We start from the raw sequence: 20,940 nt of genomic DNA, 5'->3' as shown, positions 1-20,940 counted from the left end.
TGCTCAGCCTGCCGTTGAAACTGGCAGGCTGCGCATCAGTGTCGCCTCGCTGAAGTCCAGATCACTCAGGACTTCAGCGACGATTTCATCGTCGATTACGCCAGACAAGCGCATACGATAGAGCTCCCGACGCTGAGCCCGGATAGCCAGCAACCGCAGCTGCGTTTCAATAAACAGACTGGTTCGGGCACGCGCCTGAACCTCCTCCGTGTCCTGGTAGATATCAAGCTGTTCACGAAACTCGGCCATGAGCTGCGTCTTGATTTCCGCCTTCAATCCCGCACGCGCAGGATCTTCGTCATCAATGCTTTCCGCCTCAAGGGCGCGAAGAGCCGCTTCTGCCGTATTGCGCCGAATTTCTCGGCGCTCACGGTCGGCAGCCTCATTGGTACCCACACTTAGTCCACGCAGCAGCAGGGGTAATCCAATGCTGGCCGCCAGCAGGGACAGCAGGATTACGCCCGCAGCAATAAAGATCAGGACATCGCGCTGGGGGAATGGCTGTCCATTCGCGAGAACAATGGGTAGAGACAGTACACCTGCCAGCGTCACGGCCCCGCGTACACCTGCAATTGACGCAATAATTGCGGTACGTTGGAAATCATTGCCCGGCATAGCCTCATGATGTCGGGAGATGCGCCAATACAGGTTCATGACAAGGTAACGCAGCAGGATCAGCGCCAGGAAGATCAGAGTTACCTCCCCCATCAGCCACCCTAGCGTCTTGTAGACATGCTCGGACGGCTTGAGCACGGCAGCAATGATGTCGGGCAGCTGCAGGCCCAAGAGCAGGAACACCAGTCCATTGAAGGTGAACTCCAGCATCGACCAGATACTGTGGTTGAGCAATCGAGTACGCGACTGCCTGGGCAGCATGTCGATACGGCTTTGCACAAGCCCGGCGGCAACCGCAGAAAGAATGCCTGAGAAACCCAGGTGTTCGGCAATGACATAAGCGGCAAATGGCAATAGAAGCAAGAAGACGACATAGGGTGCAGGATCCGTCCACCCATGCTCGACCAGCCAGTTACGGGCCTGCCCTGTCAGCCAGCTGAGCGCCGCCCCTGTAAAGAGACCGCCAATGGCAACCATGAGAAACGTCAGACTCGCATCTGCCAGCGAAAACACGCCCGTCATGGCAGCCGCTACGGCAAAGCGAAAGGTGACAAGACCGGACGCATCATTGAAAAGTGCTTCACCCTGCAGGATATGCATCAGCCGCTTGGGCAGTTTCCCACGTGCAATTCCGGACACCGCAACGGCATCGGTCGGCGACAGAACCGCGGCCAGTGCAAAGGCTACCGGCCAGGACAAGCCAGGCACCAGCCAGTGAATAAAGGCGCCAGCGGCCAAAACGGTGATGAATACCAGACCAAACGCCAGCGTCAGGATAGGCGCCCGAAGCCGCCAGAGTTCGCGCTTCGGCATGCGCCACCCATCGGAGAACAGAAGTGGCGGAATGAATAAGAGCATGAACAGTTCAGGATCAAGCGCGACATGCAAGCCCAGTGATGGCAACGCCAGTAACGCCCCGACAACGACCTGGATCAGTGGAAGCGGCACGGGAAGAAACTGAGCGCTCAAGCGGGTCGCGCCCACCACAAGCAGCATGATCAAGATGGTATAAACGAGTGTCACCGCTTCTCTCCGCTGGCTACCGAGCCGATCCGCCTGATCTGTACGACACGATCCCTATCGACAAGCCCTGCAAAGACACGTTCGGAAATGCCGTGCCCAAACGGTAGGCATGAGGTGTCATGAGGTCATACACCTCACCCAAGGCTCGCCAGTACGTCGTGCTGGCGCCAACTGGACGCCCTCAACTAAGAGGGCGTCACGTTGAAAAACAGTTTCAGGCTGGGCGGGTAACAGTCAGGGTTACAGCCGCGATGCGGTCGGCCTGTGCATAAACACCGGATTCCAGTTCTTCACCGAAGACATCCGGATCCATCTCACGATAACGCCAGACCAAATCTGTTTTGGCTAACCGCTCCTGGACAGTCTCTAGGAACGGATCCTGGCCGTCCACCATGGCCACGCCGGTATACAGCAGCAAGGTTCCCGCTGGTGCCAAGCGCTCCAGCGCGGCGTCCAGAATGGAAAGAGAGAGTCCGGCTCCCAGCGGCCCGCCCCCGTGGCGATAGGCGCGTTCGGTAGGATCGACCAGGTAAGGCGGATTGGAAATAATAAGATCGAACTCGCCTTCAACATCATTCAGCAGGTTGCTATGCCGAGCCACCACATTGGTCGCTTCAGCCATGTCCGCATTGATTTCAGTAAAGCGGAGCGCGCGATCGTTGATATCAACAGCCAAGACCTCGGCGCCTGGCCTCGCCAGCGCGACAAGTATCGCACCCGGACCTGCACCACTGCCGATATCGACTGCCCGCCGGATCTGCCCAGTTTCGAAGCGTAGCTGGGCTTCGATAGCGTTGGCGTAGCGATACGTATCTGGACCAAAGAACACTGCATCCGCCTCGTCCGTAGGATAAGCGGAGTGGATGAACAGCTGATCGCCCAAAGTCGACACGCGAACCTTGCTGCGCCAACCATCCTGGTAGGATTCCAGGATGTCGGCGGCCTGCATGGCTTCGAAAAGCTCGGGTGAAATGAGCCCCTGCCTGAAGGGCCGACTCCAGCCAAAAATACCTTGCAAGTCCTTCGCCCACTCGTTGCCGGGGCGACTATTGACGCGGGCATGTGAGGCCGGCGTTATTGTGATGAATTGGTAATGAGCGTCGCGTAATGCTTCGATCAGGAGGCGAAAAGGTTGGACCGAGTGTTTGGAGATTGCAGGCTGTTCGCGCATCTGTGTATCCGTCACGCAGTTTGATCCTTTAGAAACAGGACAGGGCCCTCGTTGGGCCCTGTCCTTGGATGGTCAGTTGAAAAGCTTGTTGAAGAGGCGTGTGGCCAACAATCCAGAGGCGGTATGGTGATTGGCTGGCGACATCATCTCGATCAGAAGCGCCATACCCGCTTCGCGAGTCGGCTGGCACGCCAGGCGTTGCTCCAGTGCTGCGGCTTCGCTGTCAAAGTCATTTACCTCTGCAATAGAGGCATTTGAGGCCGCATTATCGCCTGCGCTTTGACAAAGCGCTTCCTGCTGACGCTGCTTGGCGCGAAAGCTCAGCTCCCGCTTAGGCAAGATAGCAACTCGGTCCTGCCCTGCCTGGTCCTTGGCTATTACCTTGGCACCGGTGTGCACCAGATCACCCGCAATCCAGTCATGAATAAGCTGCTGCTCATAGGCAGTAAACACACCAAACATTTCGGCACGCTCACCTTGTATGAGCCTCCAGAAACGGCTGTTTTGTGGGTCTTCATGGCGCTTGATCCAGCCTTGAGCCTCCATGGCTTCAAGAAAGGCCGGTATCTGAGCTGGATCGGCCAGCCACTCACTTACATTGCGCCCACCGATTCGGCAGTAATCAGAATGCACGTATTTGCCGACGGTGCTTTTCTCTGCCAGTAGCGAAATAACTTCCTGTTCAAGATCGAACGAGCCAATGACAGACGTTGTGCCTGCGCCCAGGTTGTTGAGCAGATAGCCCTGAGCTACACGTCGATAGAATGCTTCGCGACCTTCTACCGGCATGGCGTCATGAACGGCCTGCAGGGCCTTCTTTGCATGACCGGTACCGGCGTTATCGACCGTCACGTGCAACGTAAAGTAATAAGGATCGATCCCAAGCTCATTCAACTCGTAAGAGGTAATGAGCAGATGAAGCGGCAACTGTTCATAGCCGAGGTTGAATCCAATGATCTCAGGCAGGAAATGCTCGGCGTTATAGGCCAGCGCCAGCTGGATCGCACCCTGAACATAATGATCATCGCTCAGGCCATCCCAGTCTTCACAACCGTTACTGGCCAGCAATTTCTTATACAGGACGACATGATTCTTGTCTGGCAAACCCTCGCCCAACTCTTCCAGATAGATCTGGATAGGTGCAGTGAAGCGGGTGTCATTCCAGCGCTGCAAAATACCGTACAGCCAGGCGCCGTCTACCAGTTTGGTCGGGGCAACCCCTCTCAAAAAGTAGAGCGCATGGGATTTACTCGTGAAATAACGACGAGGGGCGCCTGCCTTTCGCGACTTGAGATAGGCTCGGTACTCCTGACCTACCTGCTCGGTACTTTGTAGCATCCAGCGCTCTAGCCCTTGCGGATCCTCCGGCAAATCGGATGGCATAGGTCCAGTCGCACTCAGCTGCTCGTCAAGATAGTGCCGAGCCCTTTCGAGCGCGTCAGTCGCGGGTTTCTGTTCAAGCAGAGAAAAATAAAGATGACGGGATGGCTCAAGGGCGTACGGCGTTAACACAGCCTGTCGGCTCGTCGTGGCTCGTGTAGTGGTCTGCATACGTCAGCACATCTGGCAGTTAATAATTGTACAGGTTGTACAATTTGGCCCCTGCCTGGCGGGTGAGTTCCTTACCTTGTGTCCGCTTGGCAGAAAACGATTGCAACTCAAGAGGCCAACGTCTTGAGCTGCAAGGCGTTAAGCCATCAAACCCGTATGTCGGCCAATGTGTGAAGCTCAGCCTCGATCCGCGTCCCTGTCATGGCCTCCTCGTTGGAAAAACCGTCGTAACGGGAGAGTGGGCCAAAATTGATACCTGTCAGCTGTTCGATACGACGAACACTGCGCTGATAGGTTCGGAAGCGTCCGAACGCGGCATCCAGCTGTCCCAGCTCGCTGGATTGATCGATCATGTAGGCGGTTGCAGATGGTTTTCCGTCATCGGATAAAAAGGCGACTACCTTCCAAAAAGCAGACGGGATCAGCACACCTCGATAGCGCCGGTCATCGTCCCGGAAAACCGGCCCGGTAAATACCGTTGCCCGTTCCTTCCAGCGCCGGGTGTTTTCCAGCAGGTAGTTTTCCAGATCCAGCCAGTTCTTCTGATTGAAGCCGGCCATCTGCGGAGAGCAGTTGGTGAAATGAAAGGTGTCACGGTTGGCAACTTCCGCCTCATTCCCCCAGTTAGGGTCCTCACGACGAACAAGGTGTCCGCGATCCAGCAGGTTATTGGCGTACAGGTCTTCGCCAATCTGGGCTTCCAGCGGGATACGTCCGTCATAGGACCAGCGATCCTTGCCCCGCTCGACCGAAACGGACTGAGCACCATCGATATTGACGCCAACGTAGAACGCCAGCCGGCGTGACGCCGACATGGTGATGGAGAAATGCATATAGTCGAGTCGATTTTCGGCGGAACCTGAAACAGGCAGCACGTCCCCGGCACGCTCATCGCTCATGGTAGGCCAGGGTACGCTGAATTCACCAAGAAAGTCGGCGGCATATCCTGGGCGCCCGGACAGCGACTCGGCATCAGTGATACGAGGGCCCTGCTGCCTGGCCTCAAGATCAACCGCAGGCGCTGCCTCCTGCGGTGCGAGTCGGCGCATATCGCTCAGTCTGGGTCTGTGGTTCAGGTCGATCGCCATTTCTTCATATTCCTATCGTATAGAGTGCATAGAGAGCTTAGGCAATGCCTTGGCGCCTTGTTATAGATTGCGTCGATAGGCGCACAGCCCACCTCTACATGGCATACTCTGACATTCCTATTTGGCGATTACTTTACAAGGGTGGGAGGCCAGGAATGCCCGACACGAACGGCACATTGAGTTTGTATGGCATAAAGGCCTGCGACACCATGAAAAAGGCGCGCACATGGCTCGACAAACATGGCGTGACCTATCATTTTCACGACTACAAGGTCAGCGGCATCGACCGGGAAACTCTTTCAACCTGGTGCCGTGAGCTTGGTTGGGAAAAGGTGCTGAACCGCGCTGGCACTACGTTCAGAAAACTGCCTGACGAACAAAAGGCAGATCTTGACGAGGCCCGTGCCATCGAGCTCATGTTGGCGCAGCCCTCCATGATCAAGCGTCCTGTACTGGACCTGGGAGAGCGTCGCGTACTAGGCTTCAAGCCGGAACTCTACTCGGCTGAACTGGACCGCTGACATGTCGATTGCCTGGGCACTATTCATACCTTCCTGTTTCGCATTGAACATGGCGCCTGGGCCGAACAATCTGCTGTCCGTCAATAATGCTGCCCGCTTCGGCTTTGCAGCGGCCTGTATCGGCACCTTGGGCCGACTGATTGCCTTTGCCGGCATGATCGCGCTGGCGGGCTCAGGCCTGGCGCTCGTATTGTTGACGTCGGCCTGGCTCTTTACTGCGATCAAGCTTGTAGGTGCGATGTACCTCATCTGGACTGCCATCCGCTTATGGACTGCCAACACCTCGACGGACGCTCCATCTCCTGACGAAGTCATCAAGGCAGACCTCTGGAAGTTGATGCGTCAGGATTTTCTGATCGCTGCAGGCAACCCCAAAGCTATTTTGCTGTTTACCGCGTTTCTTCCGCAGTTTGTAGTGGTGGGTGAGCCGCTTGGGCAGCAGTTTACTCAATTGGGCGCAGCGTTTCTGATCATGGAATGCTTCGCCATCGCAATTTACGCCTTCGCCGGAGCACGTCTCGGCCGCCTGTTGGCTGGTGAGCGTGCCAAGCGTCTGTTCAACCGTGGTTGTGCCGCCCTTCTGGGTAGTGCCGGTGTGGGATTACTTCTCAGCCGGCGTCCGGCCTGACCTTATTTGTTTAGAAGGAAAGTTTCATGTCTCAGAATGTGTTCAGCCTGGCCTTTGGTGTCGGCACGCAAAATCGCGACGGCGCCTGGCTCGAAGTCTTCTATGCCCAGCCCCTGCTGAACCCCTCGGCAGAACTGATTGCGGCCATCACGCCGGTTCTCAATTATGCAGGCGGGAACCAAACCATCGCCTTTACGCCGTCTCAGGCGCGCTCTCTGGCCGATGCCTTGCGTGGCGTAGAGAACGCTCAGACTCAGATGGCCCTGCTAACCCGTCTGGCTGAAAGCGCCAAGCCGCTGGTTGCCACGATTCTGGCGGAAGACGCTGCGCCCTCCTCAACGCCTGAGGCGTACCTGAAGCTGCATTTGCTGTCGCATCGCCTGGTCAAGCCGCACGGCGTCAACCTGAGCGGCATCTTTGCCCTGCTGCCGAATGTTGCCTGGACCAATCAGGGTGCCATCGACCTGGCAGAACTGCCTTCCGAGCAACTGGAAGCCCGTCTGCGCGGCAAATTGCTGGAAGTGTTCTCCGTCGATAAATTCCCCAAGATGACCGACTATGTCGTTCCCAGTGGCGTGCGCATCGCCGATACCGCCCGTGTTCGTCTGGGCGCTTATATCGGTGAAGGCACAACCGTCATGCATGAGGGCTTCGTAAACTTCAATGCCGGTACGGCGGGCCCGAATATGGTCGAAGGCCGCGTCTCGGCGGGTGTATTCGTCGGCAAGGGTTCGGATCTGGGCGGCGGCTGCTCCACCATGGGTACTTTGTCTGGCGGTGGCAATATTGTGATCAGCGTTGGCGAGGGCTGCCTGATCGGTGCCAACGCGGGCATCGGCATTCCGCTGGGTGATCGCTGCACAGTGGAGTCCGGCCTGTATGTAACAGCGGGCACCAAGGTGATTGTGCTGGATGATCAGAACCAGCAGGTACAGGTGGTCAAGGCGCGCGATCTGGCAGGCCAGAATGATCTTCTGTTCCGCCGCAACTCCCAGACCGGCGCGGTCGAGTGCAAAACCAACAAGAGTGCAATCGAGCTGAACGAAGCCCTGCACGCGCATAACTGAGTCATGGAACCCGGTACCTTGGTACCGGGTCCAGACCTGTAAGTAGGCCGCCCGCCGGCTCACGGCCGGGCGGCTTTTTTTCATCCGTTTCCAAAAGTTGAAGCCATGACATTGCCCTCCCCCTGGCGCACCGACTTTCCGGCCCTTGCTGCCTTTGAAGAAGACGGCATCACCTATCTGGACACTGCGGCCACAGCGCAAAAGCCCAAGGCTGTACTGGATGCGCTCACAGCGTACTATGCCCGCGGCGCCGCCAATATTCATCGCGCTCAGCACCGCCCTGGCGAGCGCGCCACCCAGGCCTATGAGTCCGTACGCGACAAGGTGGCCCGCTGGCTAGGCGCTTCCAATTCTAGGGAAGTCGTGTTTACGCGCGGCACGACGGAAGGGCTCAACCTGATAGCCTACGGGCTTGAGCATCACTTCAAGCCCGGCGATGAAATTGTGGTCAGTGCCCTGGAGCATCATGCCAACCTTCTGCCCTGGCAGCAGTTGGCTCGGCGCCAGGGGGTAGAGTTGATCGTATTGCCGCTTACAGACTCGGGCCATATCGACCTCAATCGAGCCAGTGAACTGATCGGCCCACGCACGCGTCTGGTTGCCATCAGCCAGCTGTCGAACGTATTGGGAACCTGGCAGCCGCTGGCCGAGCTCTCCCGTCTGGCCCACGATCAAGGCGCCTGGTTCGTTGTGGATGGCGCTCAAGGCGTGGCTCATGGCCGCCACAGTCCCAAGGACCTGGGCGCGGATTTCTATGTATTTTCTGGCCATAAGCTCTACGCACCAGAGGCCATAGGGGTACTCTGGGGACATGCCGAGGCCCTGGCAGCTCTTGCGCCTTGGCAGTTTGGTGGCGAGATGGTGCGTAACGCCGATTATCAACACGCTGAGTTTCATTCTGCTCCCATGGGGCTGGAGGCCGGGACACCGCCTGTTGGTGCAGCCATTGGCTTGGGAGCAGCATTGGATTGGCTCAGCGCACAAGACGAGTCATCCATTTTTGGTCATGAGCAGGCGTTGTGCGTGAAACTACAGGCCGGACTGGCGGCTCGCGAGGGCGTTCGTGTATTGGGCGAGCCGCAGATTGCCCTGGCCAGCGTAGTGGTTGATGGCATACATGTGGCTGATCTTTCCCATATGTTGGGCGAGCAAGGCATTGCCGTGCGGGCGGGCAATCATTGCGCCATGCCGCTGTTCAAGCGCCTGGGCGAGGCAGGCTCGCTGCGTATTTCGCTTGGTCTGTATAGTGACTCAACGGATCTGGAGCGCTTCTTCATGGCGCTGGATAATGCCTTGGAGCTACTACGATGACAGGTTTGACGACTGAGGCGCAGGCTGCGCTGGATGCCTTCTCTTCCGCCAACGGGTGGGAAGCTCGTTCACGCCTCTTGCTGCAGTGGGCGACACGCTTGCCCGATGTTGAGACCCGACGAGACGAAGATCGGGTCTATGGCTGTGAAAGTCAGGTCTGGGTCACTCACAAGCAGGATGGAGAGCAGCACTTCTTTCGAGCGGGCAGCGATTCTCGCATTCTCCGTGGCCTGCTGGCTGTACTCTTGGTCCGAGCCAATGGACTGACCCGAGAAGAACTGGCCGTGCTGGATATTCATGACTGGCTGGGCCAACTAGGGCTGGAGCGGCAACTCTCCGCCTCTCGTGGCAATGGCCTACGTGCGGTAGTCGAACGCATGCGAACGCTGGCTGAAGCCTAGCCGAACCCCACTCCCCTCCGCGCAGTCCGAAGAAGAGACGAGTTGAGGAGTTTTCTATGGCTGCGCAGATCCGTATTGGTATTTCCGGCTGGCGCTACGTGCCTTGGCGGGGTGTTTTCTATCCTGAAGGGCTGACTCAAAACAAGGAGCTGCGCTTTGCCTCACGGGCGCTGTCTACAATCGAGATCAATGGCTCCTTCTATTCGCTTCAGCGCCCTCAGAGCTACGCCAGCTGGTATGCAGAAACCGGTGAAAACTTTCTTTTCAGCGTCAAAGGTCCGCGCTACATCACGCATATCCTGCGCCTAAAAGATATCGAAAAAGCGATGGCCAATTTTCTGGCCTCCGGCATCTTTGAGCTCAAGGAGAAACTGGGACCTATCCTCTGGCAGTTTCCAGCTAATTTGAAGTTCGAGCCTGAGCGGTTTGAGGCATTTCTAAAGCTCCTGCCTCAGGACACCCAGACCGCCCAGGCGCTCGCCCTGCATTGTGAGGCGCGCATGGAGGGCCGCTGCAGCCTGAGTATCGATGCCAATCGCCCCTTGCGCCATGCCGTCGAGATCCGGCATGAGAGCTTTATCGACCCCGCTTTTGTCGAGCTACTGCGGCGCTATAACGTGGCGCTGGTAATTGCCGACACAGCGGGCAAGTGGCTGTACCGGGAGGATGTCACGGCAGACTTTCTTTATATACGCCTGCACGGTCACGAGCAGCTCTATTCAAGCCGCTACTCGGATGAAGCGCTGCACTATTGGACGTCTCGCATTCAGGCTTGGGCGCAAGGTGGAGAGCCGGACGATGCCCAGCTGATTGACCAGGCACATCGGTTGCCCACACAGGAGAGCCGAGACATCTATTGCTATTTTGATAATGATGCCAATGTCCACGCGCCGTTCGATGCCGACCGGCTCACAGTGGCGCTAGGCCTGAAGGAAAGCCTGGGCAAATGGGATCTAAGCCTGATTGGCGAGGAGGCCAAGCCGAAGCGAAAGAAAAAGGCCAATGCGCCTTAGGATCTACTCCGACGCGCCCGGAAGAAGTCGGTCAGCAAGGCGCCACACTCTTCAGCCAGAAGGCCGCCCTCAACGATAACGCGATGGTTCAGGAAATCCTGCTTGAAGAACTGCCCACGGCTTTCTACCGCACCGGCACGCGGCTCACGTGCACCATATACCAGACGCTGGATCCGGGCGTGCACCAGAAGCCCTGAACACATGCTGCACGGCTCAAGGGTTACATACAAGGTAGTGTCCGGTAGACGATAGTTTTCCAGCGCCAAGGCCGCTGCACGAATGGCCTGCATTTCTGCATGGGCGCTGGGATCATGGCCGGTAATGGGCTGATTGAAGCCGCGTCCAATGATCCGTCCCTCATGAACCAATACCGCACCGACAGGCACCTCACCCAGGGATGCCCCTTCAGCCGCCAAGGCCAGCGCCTCTCGCATGAAAAGCTCATCCTGACTACGGTCGATAATGGGAGGGAAACGGCGCATACGATTCATGACAAGCTCAAACGTCAGCTAACCTCAATGGTCCCCATGAGGCCGGTTTCCATGTGGTCGATCACATGGCAGTGAAGCATCCATTGTCCCGGATTATCGGCCATCAGCGCTACCCGAGCTGTCTCGTTCTTGCCGAGCAGGTAGGTATCGGTATAGTACGGCGTCACGGGATGCCGGTCCGAACTCAAGACCTTGAAGGTCAGCCCATGCAGATGCACAGGATGGAAATACTGGGCCATGTTACGAAACTCAAGGATGTAACTCTGCCCAAGCTTGAGCTTCGCCAACGCTGGATGCGGGTCCCCTTCCTTGTGCTCGCCACCGGCCTGGCCGTTGATCTGCCAGTACATCGCCTTGCCGCAGTACGCCGGGTCGCTGGCCAGAGTCGCTACCCATTCGAAGCGAAAGTTTACGGTTTCCGCGCGTTCAAGGTCCGGCTCGCTGACAGGGTTGGGCGGCAAGGGCCGCGGCCATTCTCCAGACTGGGCGCCCTGATCGGTAGACCCCAGTGTAGCCAGTCGCAACGGGCCGTTACGCAGGGACACCGTTGTCCCGGCTGCCGGTACCCTATATGCCAGATCGATGCGCATACCAGGGCCTAGCAGGTACTCATCGCCAAACGCCCGAGGCTCGATAGGATGGCCGTCCAGCGCGTAAATACGCGCCTCGACATCCGTCAGGTTCAATCGGTAGGTTGCCGTGTTATCCACATTCAGAATGCGCAAACGCACCACTGCGCCCGCGGGCAGATCAATGGTGGGAACGTGCTTTCCATTTACCGTGGTCAGCCGACCCAGCGTGCCTACGCGAGCCGCCTCTCGAGGAATGCTGAACGCTGTAAAGGCTCCTTGATCATCCACATGCCAGTTCTTCAGGCACAACGTCATGTCATGCGCAAAGCCGGTCGGCTCACGCTCTTCGACAATAAGCGGTCCTTCCAGGCCTCGCCCTAGTTGTTCACTGCTGGCGACATGCGGGTGATACCAATAGGTTCCAGCGTCTGGTGTCTTGAACTGGTAAACGAAACTCTCGCCCGGTAGCACCGGTGCCTGCGAGATATACGGTACGCCATCCATCTCGATGGGCAGACGAATGCCATGCCAGTGAATCGTGGTGGGCTGATCGAGATGATTAGTGAAACGGACACGCAGCCACTCGCCTTGCCGCGCCCGGATCTCCTTGCCTGGAAATTGGCCGCCATAGGCCAGCGCAGGCGTGACATGCCCTGGCACCAACTCGACATCCAGCGGCGCCGCGATCAGCTCGTAGTCATATGCTTTGGCCACCTGTGGCCGCCCCAGCCACCAGCGAGCGCCGCCAGCGCCTACCCCTACCACAACCAGACCGGTCAAACCGCCGAGCACCTGGCGCCGCGTGAAAGACATGAAATGCAGTCCCTCGGGAAATTGGAGGAGCGCACAATACACCCGATTTCACTCAAAGATAAGAAGCACTCTCAATTAAGTAAGCGGAGACGCACGCTTTCAGACTGATGGGAGATGAGCGACCTAGGCCCTGGGATCAAGCCGTGTCGTTTCGCGGTGAACGATTTCAAATCCCAGGTCTACATGACGCTCCGGCCTGTCCTGCCCCGCCAGATGAGCGACAAGCAGCTCTGCGGCCTCACAACCGATGCGATAGCGTGGTGTTGCCACAGTCGTGAGCGGCGGAGACGTCCAGGCCGACCCGTTTAGGTCATGGAAGCCCATGATGGCCATGCGGTCGGGAACGGCAATACCCAGGCGGCCGCATTTGAAAACAGCGCCCTGCGCCAAGTCATCATTGCAAAAGAACAGCGCCTCACAATCGGGATGTGTACGGTGCATCCGCTCAAACAGCTCTGCCCCAAGCGCCAGGGAAGAGTTGCTGGTCACAAACAGCTCCCGCTGTGGATCATATAACCCGGCTTCCTCAAGCGCCTGGCGGCACCCATCTCGACGCCGCAGCGTGCGTGGATCGCCCTGCGCGCCAATGATGCCGATACGTCGATAGCCGCACTCGATCAGATGACGGGCCGCGGCATACCCAGCGGCAAACTGGGAAAACCCTACGCTCCAACAATCGTCCCGCGTCAGGGTTTCGATGGTATGCACCGTTGGAATCTGCTGTTGTTCCAGCAATGCCCATAGCCCGGGCGTATGGTCGATACCCGTCAGGATCACACCATCCGGGGAATGCTGCAGATAGGTACGCAGCAGGTGTTCCTCCTGTTCGAGCGAATAGCCGGTTATGCCGATGAGCAGGTTATATCCATGCCGGTCGAGCCGCTCTTTGATGCCGACCAAGATGTCGACGAACACGCTATTGGTAAGCGAGGGGATCAACACGACAATATTCTGGGAACGTGCCGACGCCAGGGCCATAGCGGCTTGGTTGGGGACATAGCCCAGCTGGCTGCATGCTTCAAGGATCTTGTCACGCACCAGCACGGCGACCTTTTCCGGCGTCTTGAGCGCTCGGGAAACCGTAATCGAACTCACGCCGACGTGTTCCGCTATGTCCTGCATCGTGACTCGTCTACGAGCCGGTTTCCGGTTTCTCATCATCCATACCGTTATAAGCACAACTGATTTTAGCGTCAAAAGAGGTCTTTACAAACAAAATGTAGGCGCTAACATCGAAATGTAGGCGCTAACATTCGCTTGATAAAAACAATAGTGGTGAACGCATCATGTCCTTGCCCCTCACACGTCCTTTTCCAGCACAGCGTCTGATACCTGTCATCGCTCCGGAGCGCTCGCTGCGCCCCTTCACCTCTGATCTGAAGAACAACAAAGCATGAGTGAATCCACACAACGCCGACTACGCAGCCAGCAATGGTTTGATGATCCTGCCCATGCCGACATGACCGCGCTTTATGTCGAGCGCTACATGAACTACGGACTGACCCGTGATGAATTGCAATCGGGTCGACCTATTATCGGGATCGCCCAGACAGGTAGCGACCTGGCCCCCTGCAACCGCCACCATTTGGAACTTGCCCAACGCGTCAAGGCCGGCATTCGCGACGCAGGCGGAATTCCCATGGAGTTTCCGGTGCACCCGCTCGCTGAGCAGAGCCGGCGGCCTACCGCTGCGCTGGATCGAAACCTGGCTTATCTCGGGCTTGTGGAGATTCTGCACGGCTATCCGCTCGATGGCGTGGTGTTGACTACAGGCTGCGACAAAACCACCCCGGCCTGCTTGATGGCAGCCGCCACGACAGATCTTCCTGCCATCGTGCTTTCCGGCGGTCCCATGCTGGACGGCTGGCATAACGGCAAGCGTATCGGCTCCGGAACCGTGCTTTGGCATGCACGCAATCTGTTGTCTGCCGGGACGATCGACTACGAAGGCTTCATGGAAATGACCACGGCGGCCTCCCCGTCCATCGGCCACTGCAACACCATGGGCACGGCCCTCTCCATGAACTCACTGGCCGAGGCGCTCGGCATGTCGCTACCTGGGTGCGCCAGCATTCCGGCTGCCTACCGCGAGCGTGGCCAGATGGCCTACGTCACAGGCAAGCGCATTGTCGACCTGGTGAAAGAAGAAATTCGTCCCTCGCAGATCATGACGCGAGAGGCATTCGAAAATGCCATCGTGCTGGCTTCGGCCCTAGGGGCTTCCAGCAACTGCCCTCCACATCTGATCGCGATTGCCCGCCACATGGGTATCGATCTGAGCCTGGAAGATTGGCAGCGCCTGGGCGAGGACGTCCCGTTGCTGGTCAATTGCATGCCGGCAGGTGAATACCTGGGTGAGAGCTTTCACCGCGCGGGCGGTGTACCGGCCGTGCTTCACGAACTGGATAAGGCCGGTTTGATCCATCGGCACTGCAACACCGTCTCCGGCAAAACCATTGGCGAGATCATCACGCAACATCAGACACTGGATAACGATGTGATTCGCCCCTGTGAATCGCCCCTTAAGCACCGCGCCGGGTTTATCGTCCTGAGCGGCAATTTTTTCGACAGCGCCATCATGAAGGTCTCGGTTATTGGCGAAGCGTTCCGTCAGACCTATCTGGCCGAGCCAGGCAAGGAGAACACCTTCGAGACGCGTGCGATTGTCTTCGAGGGGCCTGAGGATTATCACGCCCGTATCAACGATCCCAGCCTGGAAATCGATGAGCACTGCATCCTGGTCATTCGCGGTTGCGGCACAGTGGGATACCCCGGCAGCGCCGAGGTGGTCAACATGGCGCCACCTTCAGAGCTGATCCGTCGAGGCATCGACTCACTGCCCTGCATGGGTGACGGACGCCAGAGCGGCACCTCAGCCAGCCCGTCTATTCTCAACATGTCACCCGAAGCAGCTATAGGCGGCGGACTTGCCCTGCTCAGAACAGGGGACCGTCTGAGGGTCGACCTTAATGCACGACGGGTCGAACTGCTGATCGATGAGGATGAACTGGAGCGTCGGCGCGGTGAGGCCTTGCCCAGCATTCCGACCTCTCAGACCCCCTGGCAGGAGCTCTACCGCAAACTGGTCGGGCAGTTATCGACTGGCGGCTGCCTGGAGCCAGCCACCCTGTATATGCGAGTGATCACCGAAAACGGTGCCCCTCGCCACTCCCATTGAGCAAGGAGAACCGCATGTCTTCCTACACGCCTTCACATCCCCTGACGGCGGCCTATCAAGCGCCTGACGACATGGCCGCAGGTACCTGGGTCGGCCGTGTCTGGCTACCCGGCTCCACCGCCGGCCCTGCCGTGGTGCTCGTCAAAGAGCAGGCGGTGTATGACATCAGCACCTCGGTTTCGACCGTATCCGCGCTGATGGAACTGGACAACCCTGCTGCCTATCTTCATGAGCTGCCATTGCCAGCTCCCCTGATAGACCTGCCAGGTCTGCTCGCCAATAGCGACAGCCGCGAGCGTGATGAGAGCAAGCCCTGGCTTCTCGCACCGATCGATCTACAGGCTATCAAGGCAGCCGGTGTCACCTTCGCGGCCAGTCTGCTGGAGCGCGTCGTCGAAGAACAGGCCAAGGGCGATCCGGGCAAGGCGGCTGACATCCGCGCCTCATTGACTGAGCGCATCGGCGTTGATCTATCCGACATCGTGCCAGGATCAGATCAGGCAGAAGCGCTACGAAAGGTACTCATCGAGCAGGGCCTATGGTCTCAATATCTGGAAGTAGGTATAGGGCCGGACGCCGAAGTGTTTACCAAGGCCCAGCCTCTTTCAGCGGTAGGTTACGGCTCAGACATTGGTATTCACCCCAAATCCACCTGGAACAACCCAGAGCCTGAGATTGTGCTGGTGGTCTCCAGTACGGGCAAAGTTCAGGGCGCGACCTTGGGTAACGATGTAAACCTCAGGGATTTTGAAGGTCGTAGCGCTCTGCTGCTGTCCAAAGCCAAGGACAATAATGCTTCAACAGCCATCGGCCCTTTCATTCGTCTTTTCGATGAAAGTTACGGCATCGACGATGTGCGCTCGGCAGAGGTTGACTTGCGCATTCACGGCGAAGACGGCTATCTGCTGGAAGGCCACAGCTCCATGCGCCAGATCAGCCGAGACCCACTCGATCTGGTCGCGCAGACGCTTAATGCCAACCACCAGTACCCGGATGGGTTTGTCCTGTTTCTCGGTACCCTATTCGCTCCACGCCAGGATCGCGATCAACCCGGCGGTGGCTTCACTCACAAGCTGGGCGATGTGGTCATGATCAGCACATCGCGTTTGGGCACGCTGAGCAACCGGGTCACCACCAGCGACCAAGCTGCCCCGTGGTCCTTTGGCATTCGCTCACTAATGGACAATCTTCAGCGCCGCGGCCTGCCTTTGAGCGTTGTTCCTCTGCAGTGATCCATCAGCCGCCCTGTATTTACCTGAACTGTTCAGCCTGACTGCTCCAGGCTGAACCTGCCTCATTACTCAGCACAGTTTTCTGATTCGCAAGGAGGCGGATCGTTGTACTCCAGGGAATCGCTAACAAATACAAAAACCGGCTGCCTCCACAGCCTAGGAGACAACATGAACCGTGCCAAATCCTCTGGATTCTTGGTATTCGTCACTATTGCCGCAGCATTCGGCGGCTTGCTGTTCGGCTACGACACTGCCGTGATTTCCGGTGCTGTAGAACCGATACGGATGCACTTTATTGACCCGTTGTTTCAAGACCCGATGCAGGCCAGTCGGGTCGTCATTGAGTTCAAGAACACGCTTTTGCTCAGTACCCTGCTTGTGCTTGCCTTAAGTATCTATTACTTCATGCGGCTTTACGGACGCATGCGTGGCTTAGTATTTGCTGCGATTGTTTCCGCTATTACGGGCTGGCTGTTCTACAGGCAAGTTTTCATTCTTCCTGATGAAATCACGCCTAATCTCGCCAACTCTATTACTGGATTTACCATTGCATCAGCCCTGCTAGGCTGCGTAATCGGGGGCTTTTTTGCGGGCTATATCAGCCAGCGTCTAGGCCGTCGCAACGGGCTGATCCTAGCCGCCTTGCTTTTTATCGTATCGGCTATCGGCTCCGCCTTGCCTGAAGTCGTCAACGTATTTGGTATTGAGCACATCAGCGCCTTTAACCTATATAGGATCATAGGCGGAATAGGGGTTGGTATTGCCTCCATGCTTTCGCCTATGTACATCGCTGAAATTGCTCCCAGCCACATGCGTGGTCGCCTGGTGTCGTGCAACCAGTTCTGCATCATTTTTGGCATGTTATTGGTGTATTTCGTCAATTACTTCATTGCCCGCGGCCAAACTACGGAATGGCTGAGCCAATACGGCTGGCGATGGATGCTGGGCTCAGAGATCGTACCGGCTTTCGCCTTTATGGCGCTTCTTCTCAAGACGCCTGAAACACCCCGTTATCTCGTCATGAAAGGCCAAACGGGCCGTGCCATGGAGGTACTTGAACAAATCAACGGCTCTGCCGCAGCACAAACCATTCTTAATGAGATTCGTCTGTCCTTCCAGCAGAGCCACCGTGAAGCGCCCTGGCTCTCTTATGGCGGCACCCTCATCCTGATTGCCATGCTGCTGTCCATCTTCCAACAGTTTGTGGGCATCAATGTGGTGCTGTACTACGCGCCGGAAATCTTCAAGAACATGGGTAGCCAAGCAGACGTCTCGTTGATCCAGACCATCATTGTTGGTGCAGTCAATCTGATCTTCACGGTTGTTGCCATCGTTTTAGTAGATCGTGTTGGGCGTAAACCCCTGATGATCATCGGCGCGCTTGGAATGGCCGTTAGCATGCTGGGGCTAGGTACAGCGTTCTACCTCCAAAGCCTAGGCATTACTGCCCTGTTGATGATGCTGGTGTACGTAGCCGCCTTTGCAGTTTCCTGGGGGCCTGTGGTGTGGGTTCTGCTTTCAGAGATCTTTCCTAACAGCATTCGAGGCGCCCTTTCCATTGCTGTCGCTACTCAATGGTTAGCCAATCTACTGGTGTCCTGGACGTTCCCCATGATGAACAGCAATGCCTGGTTGAACGACCTTTTCAACCACGGCTTCGCCTATTGGGTATATGGCGCTATGGGCCTGCTGGCCGCTGTATTTGTCTGGCGTTGGGTCCCAGAGACAAAAAACAAAACCCTGGAAGAAATGAATGCTGCCTGGTCACCTCGGACGCCTTCAGCATCCGACTTGGTCGCCGAGCGCGCCTAATTCTTGTCCATACAGAGAAATCTAAATGACTCAAGCAACTGCACAGTACCCTAGCCTCAAGGACCGCACCGTTTTCATTACGGGTGGCGGCAGCGGCATCGGTGGTGCCCTGACTCGCGCCTTTCACACACAAGGCGCACACGTCGCCTTTATCGATATCGACGAGCAGGCCAGTCAGCGCCTGATAACTGAGCTGGAGACCGAAACCGGCCAAGCCCCCTGGTTTCGCCGCTGTGATATCCGAGACATCGATAGTCTTCAGGAAGCCATAAGGGACGCAGGACAAGCGTTGGGGCCTATCCGTGTTTTAATTAACAACGCTGCCAACGATGATCGTCACGATTGGCGCGAAGTGGATATCCAATACTGGGACAACCGCATGGCCATCAACCTGCGCCCCATGTTTTTTGCTATCCAGGCCGCTGCGCCACAGATGATCCAGGCTGGCGGCGGATCGATCATCAACTTTGGCTCTATCAGCGTCCAGCTTGCGCTTGGCGGGCTGGCAGCCTATGTCAGTGCCAAAGCAGCGGTACATGGGCTGACACGAACCTTTGCGCGGGATCTAGGTGTCGATGCTATTCGTGTCAATACGGTTGTGCCAGGCTGCATCATGACCGAGCGTCAACTGGAGAAATGGATCACGCCGGAAGACGAAGCCCGTATTCAGGAACACCAGTGCCTCAAACTGCGCCTGCTTCCTGAGCACGTTGCCCCTAGTGTGTTGTTCCTCGCGGCGGATGACAGTGCCCAACTGACAGGGCACGAGTTTCCTGTCGACGGTGGCTGGGGCTAAAACGGATCGGCTAAAAGCACAAAGGCCACCTTTCTAGGCGGCCTTTGTGCTTAATGCGTCAGATCATTCCCACTCGATCGTTGCCGGCGGCTTGCTCGACACGTCGTAGGTCACGCGGGAAATGCCGTCAATCTCGTTGATGATGCGGTTGGAAACCTTTTCCAAGAGCTCATAAGGCAAGTGAGCCCAACGCGCGGTCATGAAGTCGATCGTTTCCACAGCACGCAGGGCCACGACCCAGGCGTAACGGCGGCCATCGCCAACCACACCAACCGACTTGACCGGCTGGAATACTACGAAAGCCTGGCTGACTTTGTGATACCAATCAGCCTTGCGCAGTTCGGTGATGAAAATGTCATCCGCGCGACGCAGCAGGTCGGCGTATTCCTTTTTCACTTCACCTAGGATACGCACGCCCAGACCCGGGCCCGGGAAAGGATGGCGGTACACCATGTCATAGGGCAGACCCAGCTCCAGACCAATCTTGCGGACCTCATCCTTGAACAGCTCACGCAGCGGCTCGACAAGCTTCAGGTTCATCTCTTCCGGCAGACCACCCACGTTGTGGTGGGACTTGATCACGTGCGCCTTGCCCGTCTTGGCGCCAGCAGACTCGATCACGTCCGGATAGATAGTGCCCTGTGCCAGGAACTTGATGTTTGGCAGCTTGCTAGCTTCTGCATCGAACACGTCGATAAAGGTGCGGCCAATGATCTTGCGCTTCTTCTCTGGGTCGGCTTCGCCTTCCAGATTGGTCAGGAAGCGGTGCTCGGCATCGGCACGAATGACCTTCACGCCCATGTTCTCGGCAAACATGGCCATGACCTGATCGCCCTCATGCAGACGCAGCAGACCGTTATCGACGAAGACACAGGTCAGCTGATCACCGATGGCCTTGTGCAACAGCGCAGCGACCACGGAAGAGTCCACACCACCGGACAGCCCGAGCAGCACGTTGGCGCTACCAACCTGGGCACGAACCTGGGCAATGGCGTCTTCAACGATATTGGAGGGTGTCCACAGTGCTTTGCACTGGCAGATATCCAACAGGAAGCGCGACAGGATACGGCCGCCCTGCTTGGTATGAGTCACTTCCGGATGGAACTGCACGCCATACCAGCCGCGCTTTTCGTCACCCATGGCTGCAATGGCGCAGCTTGGAGTGCTGGCAACGATATGGAAACCTTCCGGCAGGTTGGACACCTTGTCGCCATGGCTCATCCAAACATCCAGACCGAGGACGCCATCGTCGTCGATATGGTCTTCGATACCGTCAAGCAAGCGGCTCTTGCCGACTACATCGACTTTGGCATAACCAAATTCGCGAACGTTGGAGCCTTCGACTCTGCCGCCCAGCTGCTCGGCCATGGTTTGCATGCCATAGCAGATGCCTAGCAGCGGAACGCCCAGCTCGAATACGGCCTTGGGTGCGCGAGGGCTGTTGGCTTCATGTACCGATTCCGGTCCGCCGGCAAGGATGATACCGCGAGGGGCAAAGGCACGGATGTCGGCGTCATCCATATCGAAGGGATGGAGTTCGCAGTAAACACCGAGCTCACGCACACGGCGTGCGATCAACTGGGTGTACTGGGAACCGAAGTCGAGAATCAGAATACGGTGAGCGTGGATGTCTTGGGACATGGCCATTTCTCATGAG

General features: G+C 57.2%; 18 protein-coding genes. 10 read left to right on the top strand and 8 right to left on the bottom strand.

The window, feature by feature from the left end; translation table 11 throughout:
- Window positions 1–3: 3 nt before the first annotated feature.
- From JQR90_RS05235 to JQR90_RS05220, 4 genes are all read right to left on the bottom strand, one after another.
- Entirely contained in the window at window positions 4–1,638 is a 1,635-nt protein-coding gene (locus JQR90_RS05235) for a Na+/H+ antiporter (protein ID WP_434140592.1), read from the bottom strand.
- 214 nt (window positions 1,639–1,852) lie between these two features.
- Window positions 1,853–2,809, bottom strand: a complete 957-nt coding sequence (locus tag JQR90_RS05230) for a methyltransferase (RefSeq protein ID WP_434140770.1) — start codon at window positions 2,807–2,809, stop codon at window positions 1,853–1,855.
- A 72-nt stretch (window positions 2,810–2,881) separates the two neighbouring features.
- The gene (locus JQR90_RS05225; protein WP_434140590.1) at window positions 2,882–4,360 is read right to left on the bottom strand and encodes an iron-containing redox enzyme family protein; all 1,479 of its coding nucleotides are present in this window, start codon (window positions 4,358–4,360) and stop codon (window positions 2,882–2,884) included.
- Window positions 4,361–4,506: 146 nt separating this feature from the next.
- The gene (locus JQR90_RS05220; protein WP_150347888.1) at window positions 4,507–5,448 is read right to left on the bottom strand and encodes a DNA/RNA non-specific endonuclease; all 942 of its coding nucleotides are present in this window, start codon (window positions 5,446–5,448) and stop codon (window positions 4,507–4,509) included.
- A 155-nt stretch (window positions 5,449–5,603) separates the two neighbouring features.
- Here JQR90_RS05220 and JQR90_RS05215 point away from each other — a divergent pair, with 155 nt between their 5' ends.
- The 6 genes from JQR90_RS05215 to JQR90_RS05190 all read left to right on the top strand — a co-directional run bounded on the left by JQR90_RS05215 (window position 5,604) and on the right by JQR90_RS05190 (window position 10,389).
- The gene (locus JQR90_RS05215; RefSeq protein WP_010797369.1) at window positions 5,604–5,969 is read left to right on the top strand and encodes an ArsC family reductase; all 366 of its coding nucleotides are present in this window, start codon (window positions 5,604–5,606) and stop codon (window positions 5,967–5,969) included.
- 1 nt (window position 5,970) lies between these two features.
- Window positions 5,971–6,597 carry a LysE family translocator gene (locus JQR90_RS05210; protein ID WP_010797368.1) on the top strand — a complete coding sequence of 209 codons (627 nt, stop codon included), beginning with the start codon at window positions 5,971–5,973 and terminating at the stop codon, window positions 6,595–6,597.
- Window positions 6,598–6,623: 26 nt separating this feature from the next.
- Window positions 6,624–7,664 carry a 2,3,4,5-tetrahydropyridine-2,6-dicarboxylate N-succinyltransferase gene (gene dapD / locus JQR90_RS05205; protein WP_010797367.1) on the top strand — a complete coding sequence of 347 codons (1,041 nt, stop codon included), beginning with the start codon at window positions 6,624–6,626 and terminating at the stop codon, window positions 7,662–7,664.
- 105 nt (window positions 7,665–7,769) lie between these two features.
- On the top strand, window positions 7,770–8,975 hold the full coding sequence (locus JQR90_RS05200) for an aminotransferase class V-fold PLP-dependent enzyme (protein WP_010797366.1): 1,206 nt from the start codon (window positions 7,770–7,772) through the stop codon (window positions 8,973–8,975).
- Window positions 8,972–9,376, top strand: coding sequence for a SufE family protein (locus tag JQR90_RS05195; RefSeq protein WP_010797365.1), 405 nt, complete (start codon window positions 8,972–8,974; stop codon window positions 9,374–9,376). The genes JQR90_RS05200 and JQR90_RS05195 overlap by 4 nt, the downstream gene beginning before the upstream one ends.
- Before the next feature lie 56 nt (window positions 9,377–9,432).
- Window positions 9,433–10,389 carry a DUF72 domain-containing protein gene (locus tag JQR90_RS05190; protein ID WP_010797364.1) on the top strand — a complete coding sequence of 319 codons (957 nt, stop codon included), beginning with the start codon at window positions 9,433–9,435 and terminating at the stop codon, window positions 10,387–10,389.
- Here the strand turns inward: JQR90_RS05190 and tadA are convergent.
- From tadA to JQR90_RS05175, 3 genes are all read right to left on the bottom strand, one after another.
- Window positions 10,386–10,880, bottom strand: a complete 495-nt coding sequence (tadA, locus tag JQR90_RS05185; RefSeq protein ID WP_409440451.1) for a tRNA adenosine(34) deaminase TadA — start codon at window positions 10,878–10,880, stop codon at window positions 10,386–10,388. The two genes, JQR90_RS05190 and tadA, sit on opposite strands and share 4 nt — an antisense overlap.
- A 14-nt stretch (window positions 10,881–10,894) precedes the next feature.
- Window positions 10,895–12,265, bottom strand: coding sequence for a multicopper oxidase family protein (locus JQR90_RS05180; RefSeq protein WP_010797362.1), 1,371 nt, complete (start codon window positions 12,263–12,265; stop codon window positions 10,895–10,897).
- Between the two features lie 123 nt (window positions 12,266–12,388).
- Window positions 12,389–13,387, bottom strand: coding sequence for a LacI family DNA-binding transcriptional regulator (locus tag JQR90_RS05175; protein ID WP_286790412.1), 999 nt, complete (start codon window positions 13,385–13,387; stop codon window positions 12,389–12,391).
- A 271-nt stretch (window positions 13,388–13,658) separates the two neighbouring features.
- Here JQR90_RS05175 and JQR90_RS05170 point away from each other — a divergent pair, with 271 nt between their 5' ends.
- The 4 genes from JQR90_RS05170 (at window position 13,659) to JQR90_RS05155 (ending at window position 19,283) form a co-directional block, all read left to right on the top strand.
- Window positions 13,659–15,443: an IlvD/Edd family dehydratase gene (locus tag JQR90_RS05170; protein WP_239381623.1), complete on the top strand. Its 1,785-nt coding sequence runs from the start codon at window positions 13,659–13,661 to the stop codon at window positions 15,441–15,443.
- 71 nt (window positions 15,444–15,514) lie between these two features.
- Window positions 15,515–16,675, top strand: coding sequence for a fumarylacetoacetate hydrolase family protein (locus JQR90_RS05165; RefSeq protein ID WP_112297896.1), 1,161 nt, complete (start codon window positions 15,515–15,517; stop codon window positions 16,673–16,675).
- A 168-nt stretch (window positions 16,676–16,843) separates the two neighbouring features.
- Window positions 16,844–18,487 (top strand): D-xylose transporter XylE, encoded by a 1,644-nt coding sequence (gene xylE, locus JQR90_RS05160; protein WP_010797358.1) that lies wholly within the window; start codon window positions 16,844–16,846, stop codon window positions 18,485–18,487.
- A 25-nt stretch (window positions 18,488–18,512) separates the two neighbouring features.
- Window positions 18,513–19,283: an SDR family NAD(P)-dependent oxidoreductase gene (locus tag JQR90_RS05155; RefSeq protein WP_010797357.1), complete on the top strand. Its 771-nt coding sequence runs from the start codon at window positions 18,513–18,515 to the stop codon at window positions 19,281–19,283.
- 63 nt (window positions 19,284–19,346) lie between these two features.
- Here the strand turns inward: JQR90_RS05155 and guaA are convergent, their stop codons facing one another.
- A complete protein-coding gene (gene guaA / locus JQR90_RS05150) occupies window positions 19,347–20,924 on the bottom strand; it encodes a glutamine-hydrolyzing GMP synthase (protein ID WP_010797356.1) in 1,578 nt (525 codons plus the stop codon).
- Between the last annotated feature and the right edge of the window lie 16 nt (window positions 20,925–20,940).

Source organism: Pseudomonas sp. JZ114 (genome assembly GCF_051027705.1).
GTDB lineage: Bacteria > Pseudomonadota > Gammaproteobacteria > Pseudomonadales > Pseudomonadaceae > Chryseomonas > Chryseomonas luteola.
The sequence above is the reverse complement of the archived record's forward strand: the minus strand, read 5'-3'. Positions and strand labels throughout refer to the sequence as shown.

Coding starts and splice junctions, on each gene's coding strand:
- JQR90_RS05195 (WP_010797365.1), top strand. CDS start 8,972: ATGACAGGTTTGACGACTGAGGCGCAGGCTGCGCTGGATGCCTTCTCT.
- JQR90_RS05215 (WP_010797369.1), top strand. CDS start 5,604: ATGCCCGACACGAACGGCACATTGAGTTTGTATGGCATAAAGGCCTGC.
- xylE (WP_010797358.1), top strand. CDS start 16,844: ATGAACCGTGCCAAATCCTCTGGATTCTTGGTATTCGTCACTATTGCC.
- JQR90_RS05175 (WP_286790412.1), bottom strand. CDS start 13,387: ATGCAGGACATAGCGGAACACGTCGGCGTGAGTTCGATTACGGTTTCC.
- JQR90_RS05210 (WP_010797368.1), top strand. CDS start 5,971: ATGTCGATTGCCTGGGCACTATTCATACCTTCCTGTTTCGCATTGAAC.
- JQR90_RS05165 (WP_112297896.1), top strand. CDS start 15,515: ATGGCCGCAGGTACCTGGGTCGGCCGTGTCTGGCTACCCGGCTCCACC.
- JQR90_RS05180 (WP_010797362.1), bottom strand. CDS start 12,265: ATGTCTTTCACGCGGCGCCAGGTGCTCGGCGGTTTGACCGGTCTGGTT.
- JQR90_RS05230 (WP_434140770.1), bottom strand. CDS start 2,809: ATGCGCGAACAGCCTGCAATCTCCAAACACTCGGTCCAACCTTTTCGC.
- JQR90_RS05190 (WP_010797364.1), top strand. CDS start 9,433: ATGGCTGCGCAGATCCGTATTGGTATTTCCGGCTGGCGCTACGTGCCT.
- JQR90_RS05155 (WP_010797357.1), top strand. CDS start 18,513: ATGACTCAAGCAACTGCACAGTACCCTAGCCTCAAGGACCGCACCGTT.
- tadA (WP_409440451.1), bottom strand. CDS start 10,880: ATGAATCGTATGCGCCGTTTCCCTCCCATTATCGACCGTAGTCAGGAT.
- guaA (WP_010797356.1), bottom strand. CDS start 20,924: ATGTCCCAAGACATCCACGCTCACCGTATTCTGATTCTCGACTTCGGT.
- JQR90_RS05170 (WP_239381623.1), top strand. CDS start 13,659: ATGAGTGAATCCACACAACGCCGACTACGCAGCCAGCAATGGTTTGAT.
- JQR90_RS05225 (WP_434140590.1), bottom strand. CDS start 4,360: ATGCAGACCACTACACGAGCCACGACGAGCCGACAGGCTGTGTTAACG.
- JQR90_RS05200 (WP_010797366.1), top strand. CDS start 7,770: ATGACATTGCCCTCCCCCTGGCGCACCGACTTTCCGGCCCTTGCTGCC.
- JQR90_RS05220 (WP_150347888.1), bottom strand. CDS start 5,448: ATGGCGATCGACCTGAACCACAGACCCAGACTGAGCGATATGCGCCGA.
- dapD (WP_010797367.1), top strand. CDS start 6,624: ATGTCTCAGAATGTGTTCAGCCTGGCCTTTGGTGTCGGCACGCAAAAT.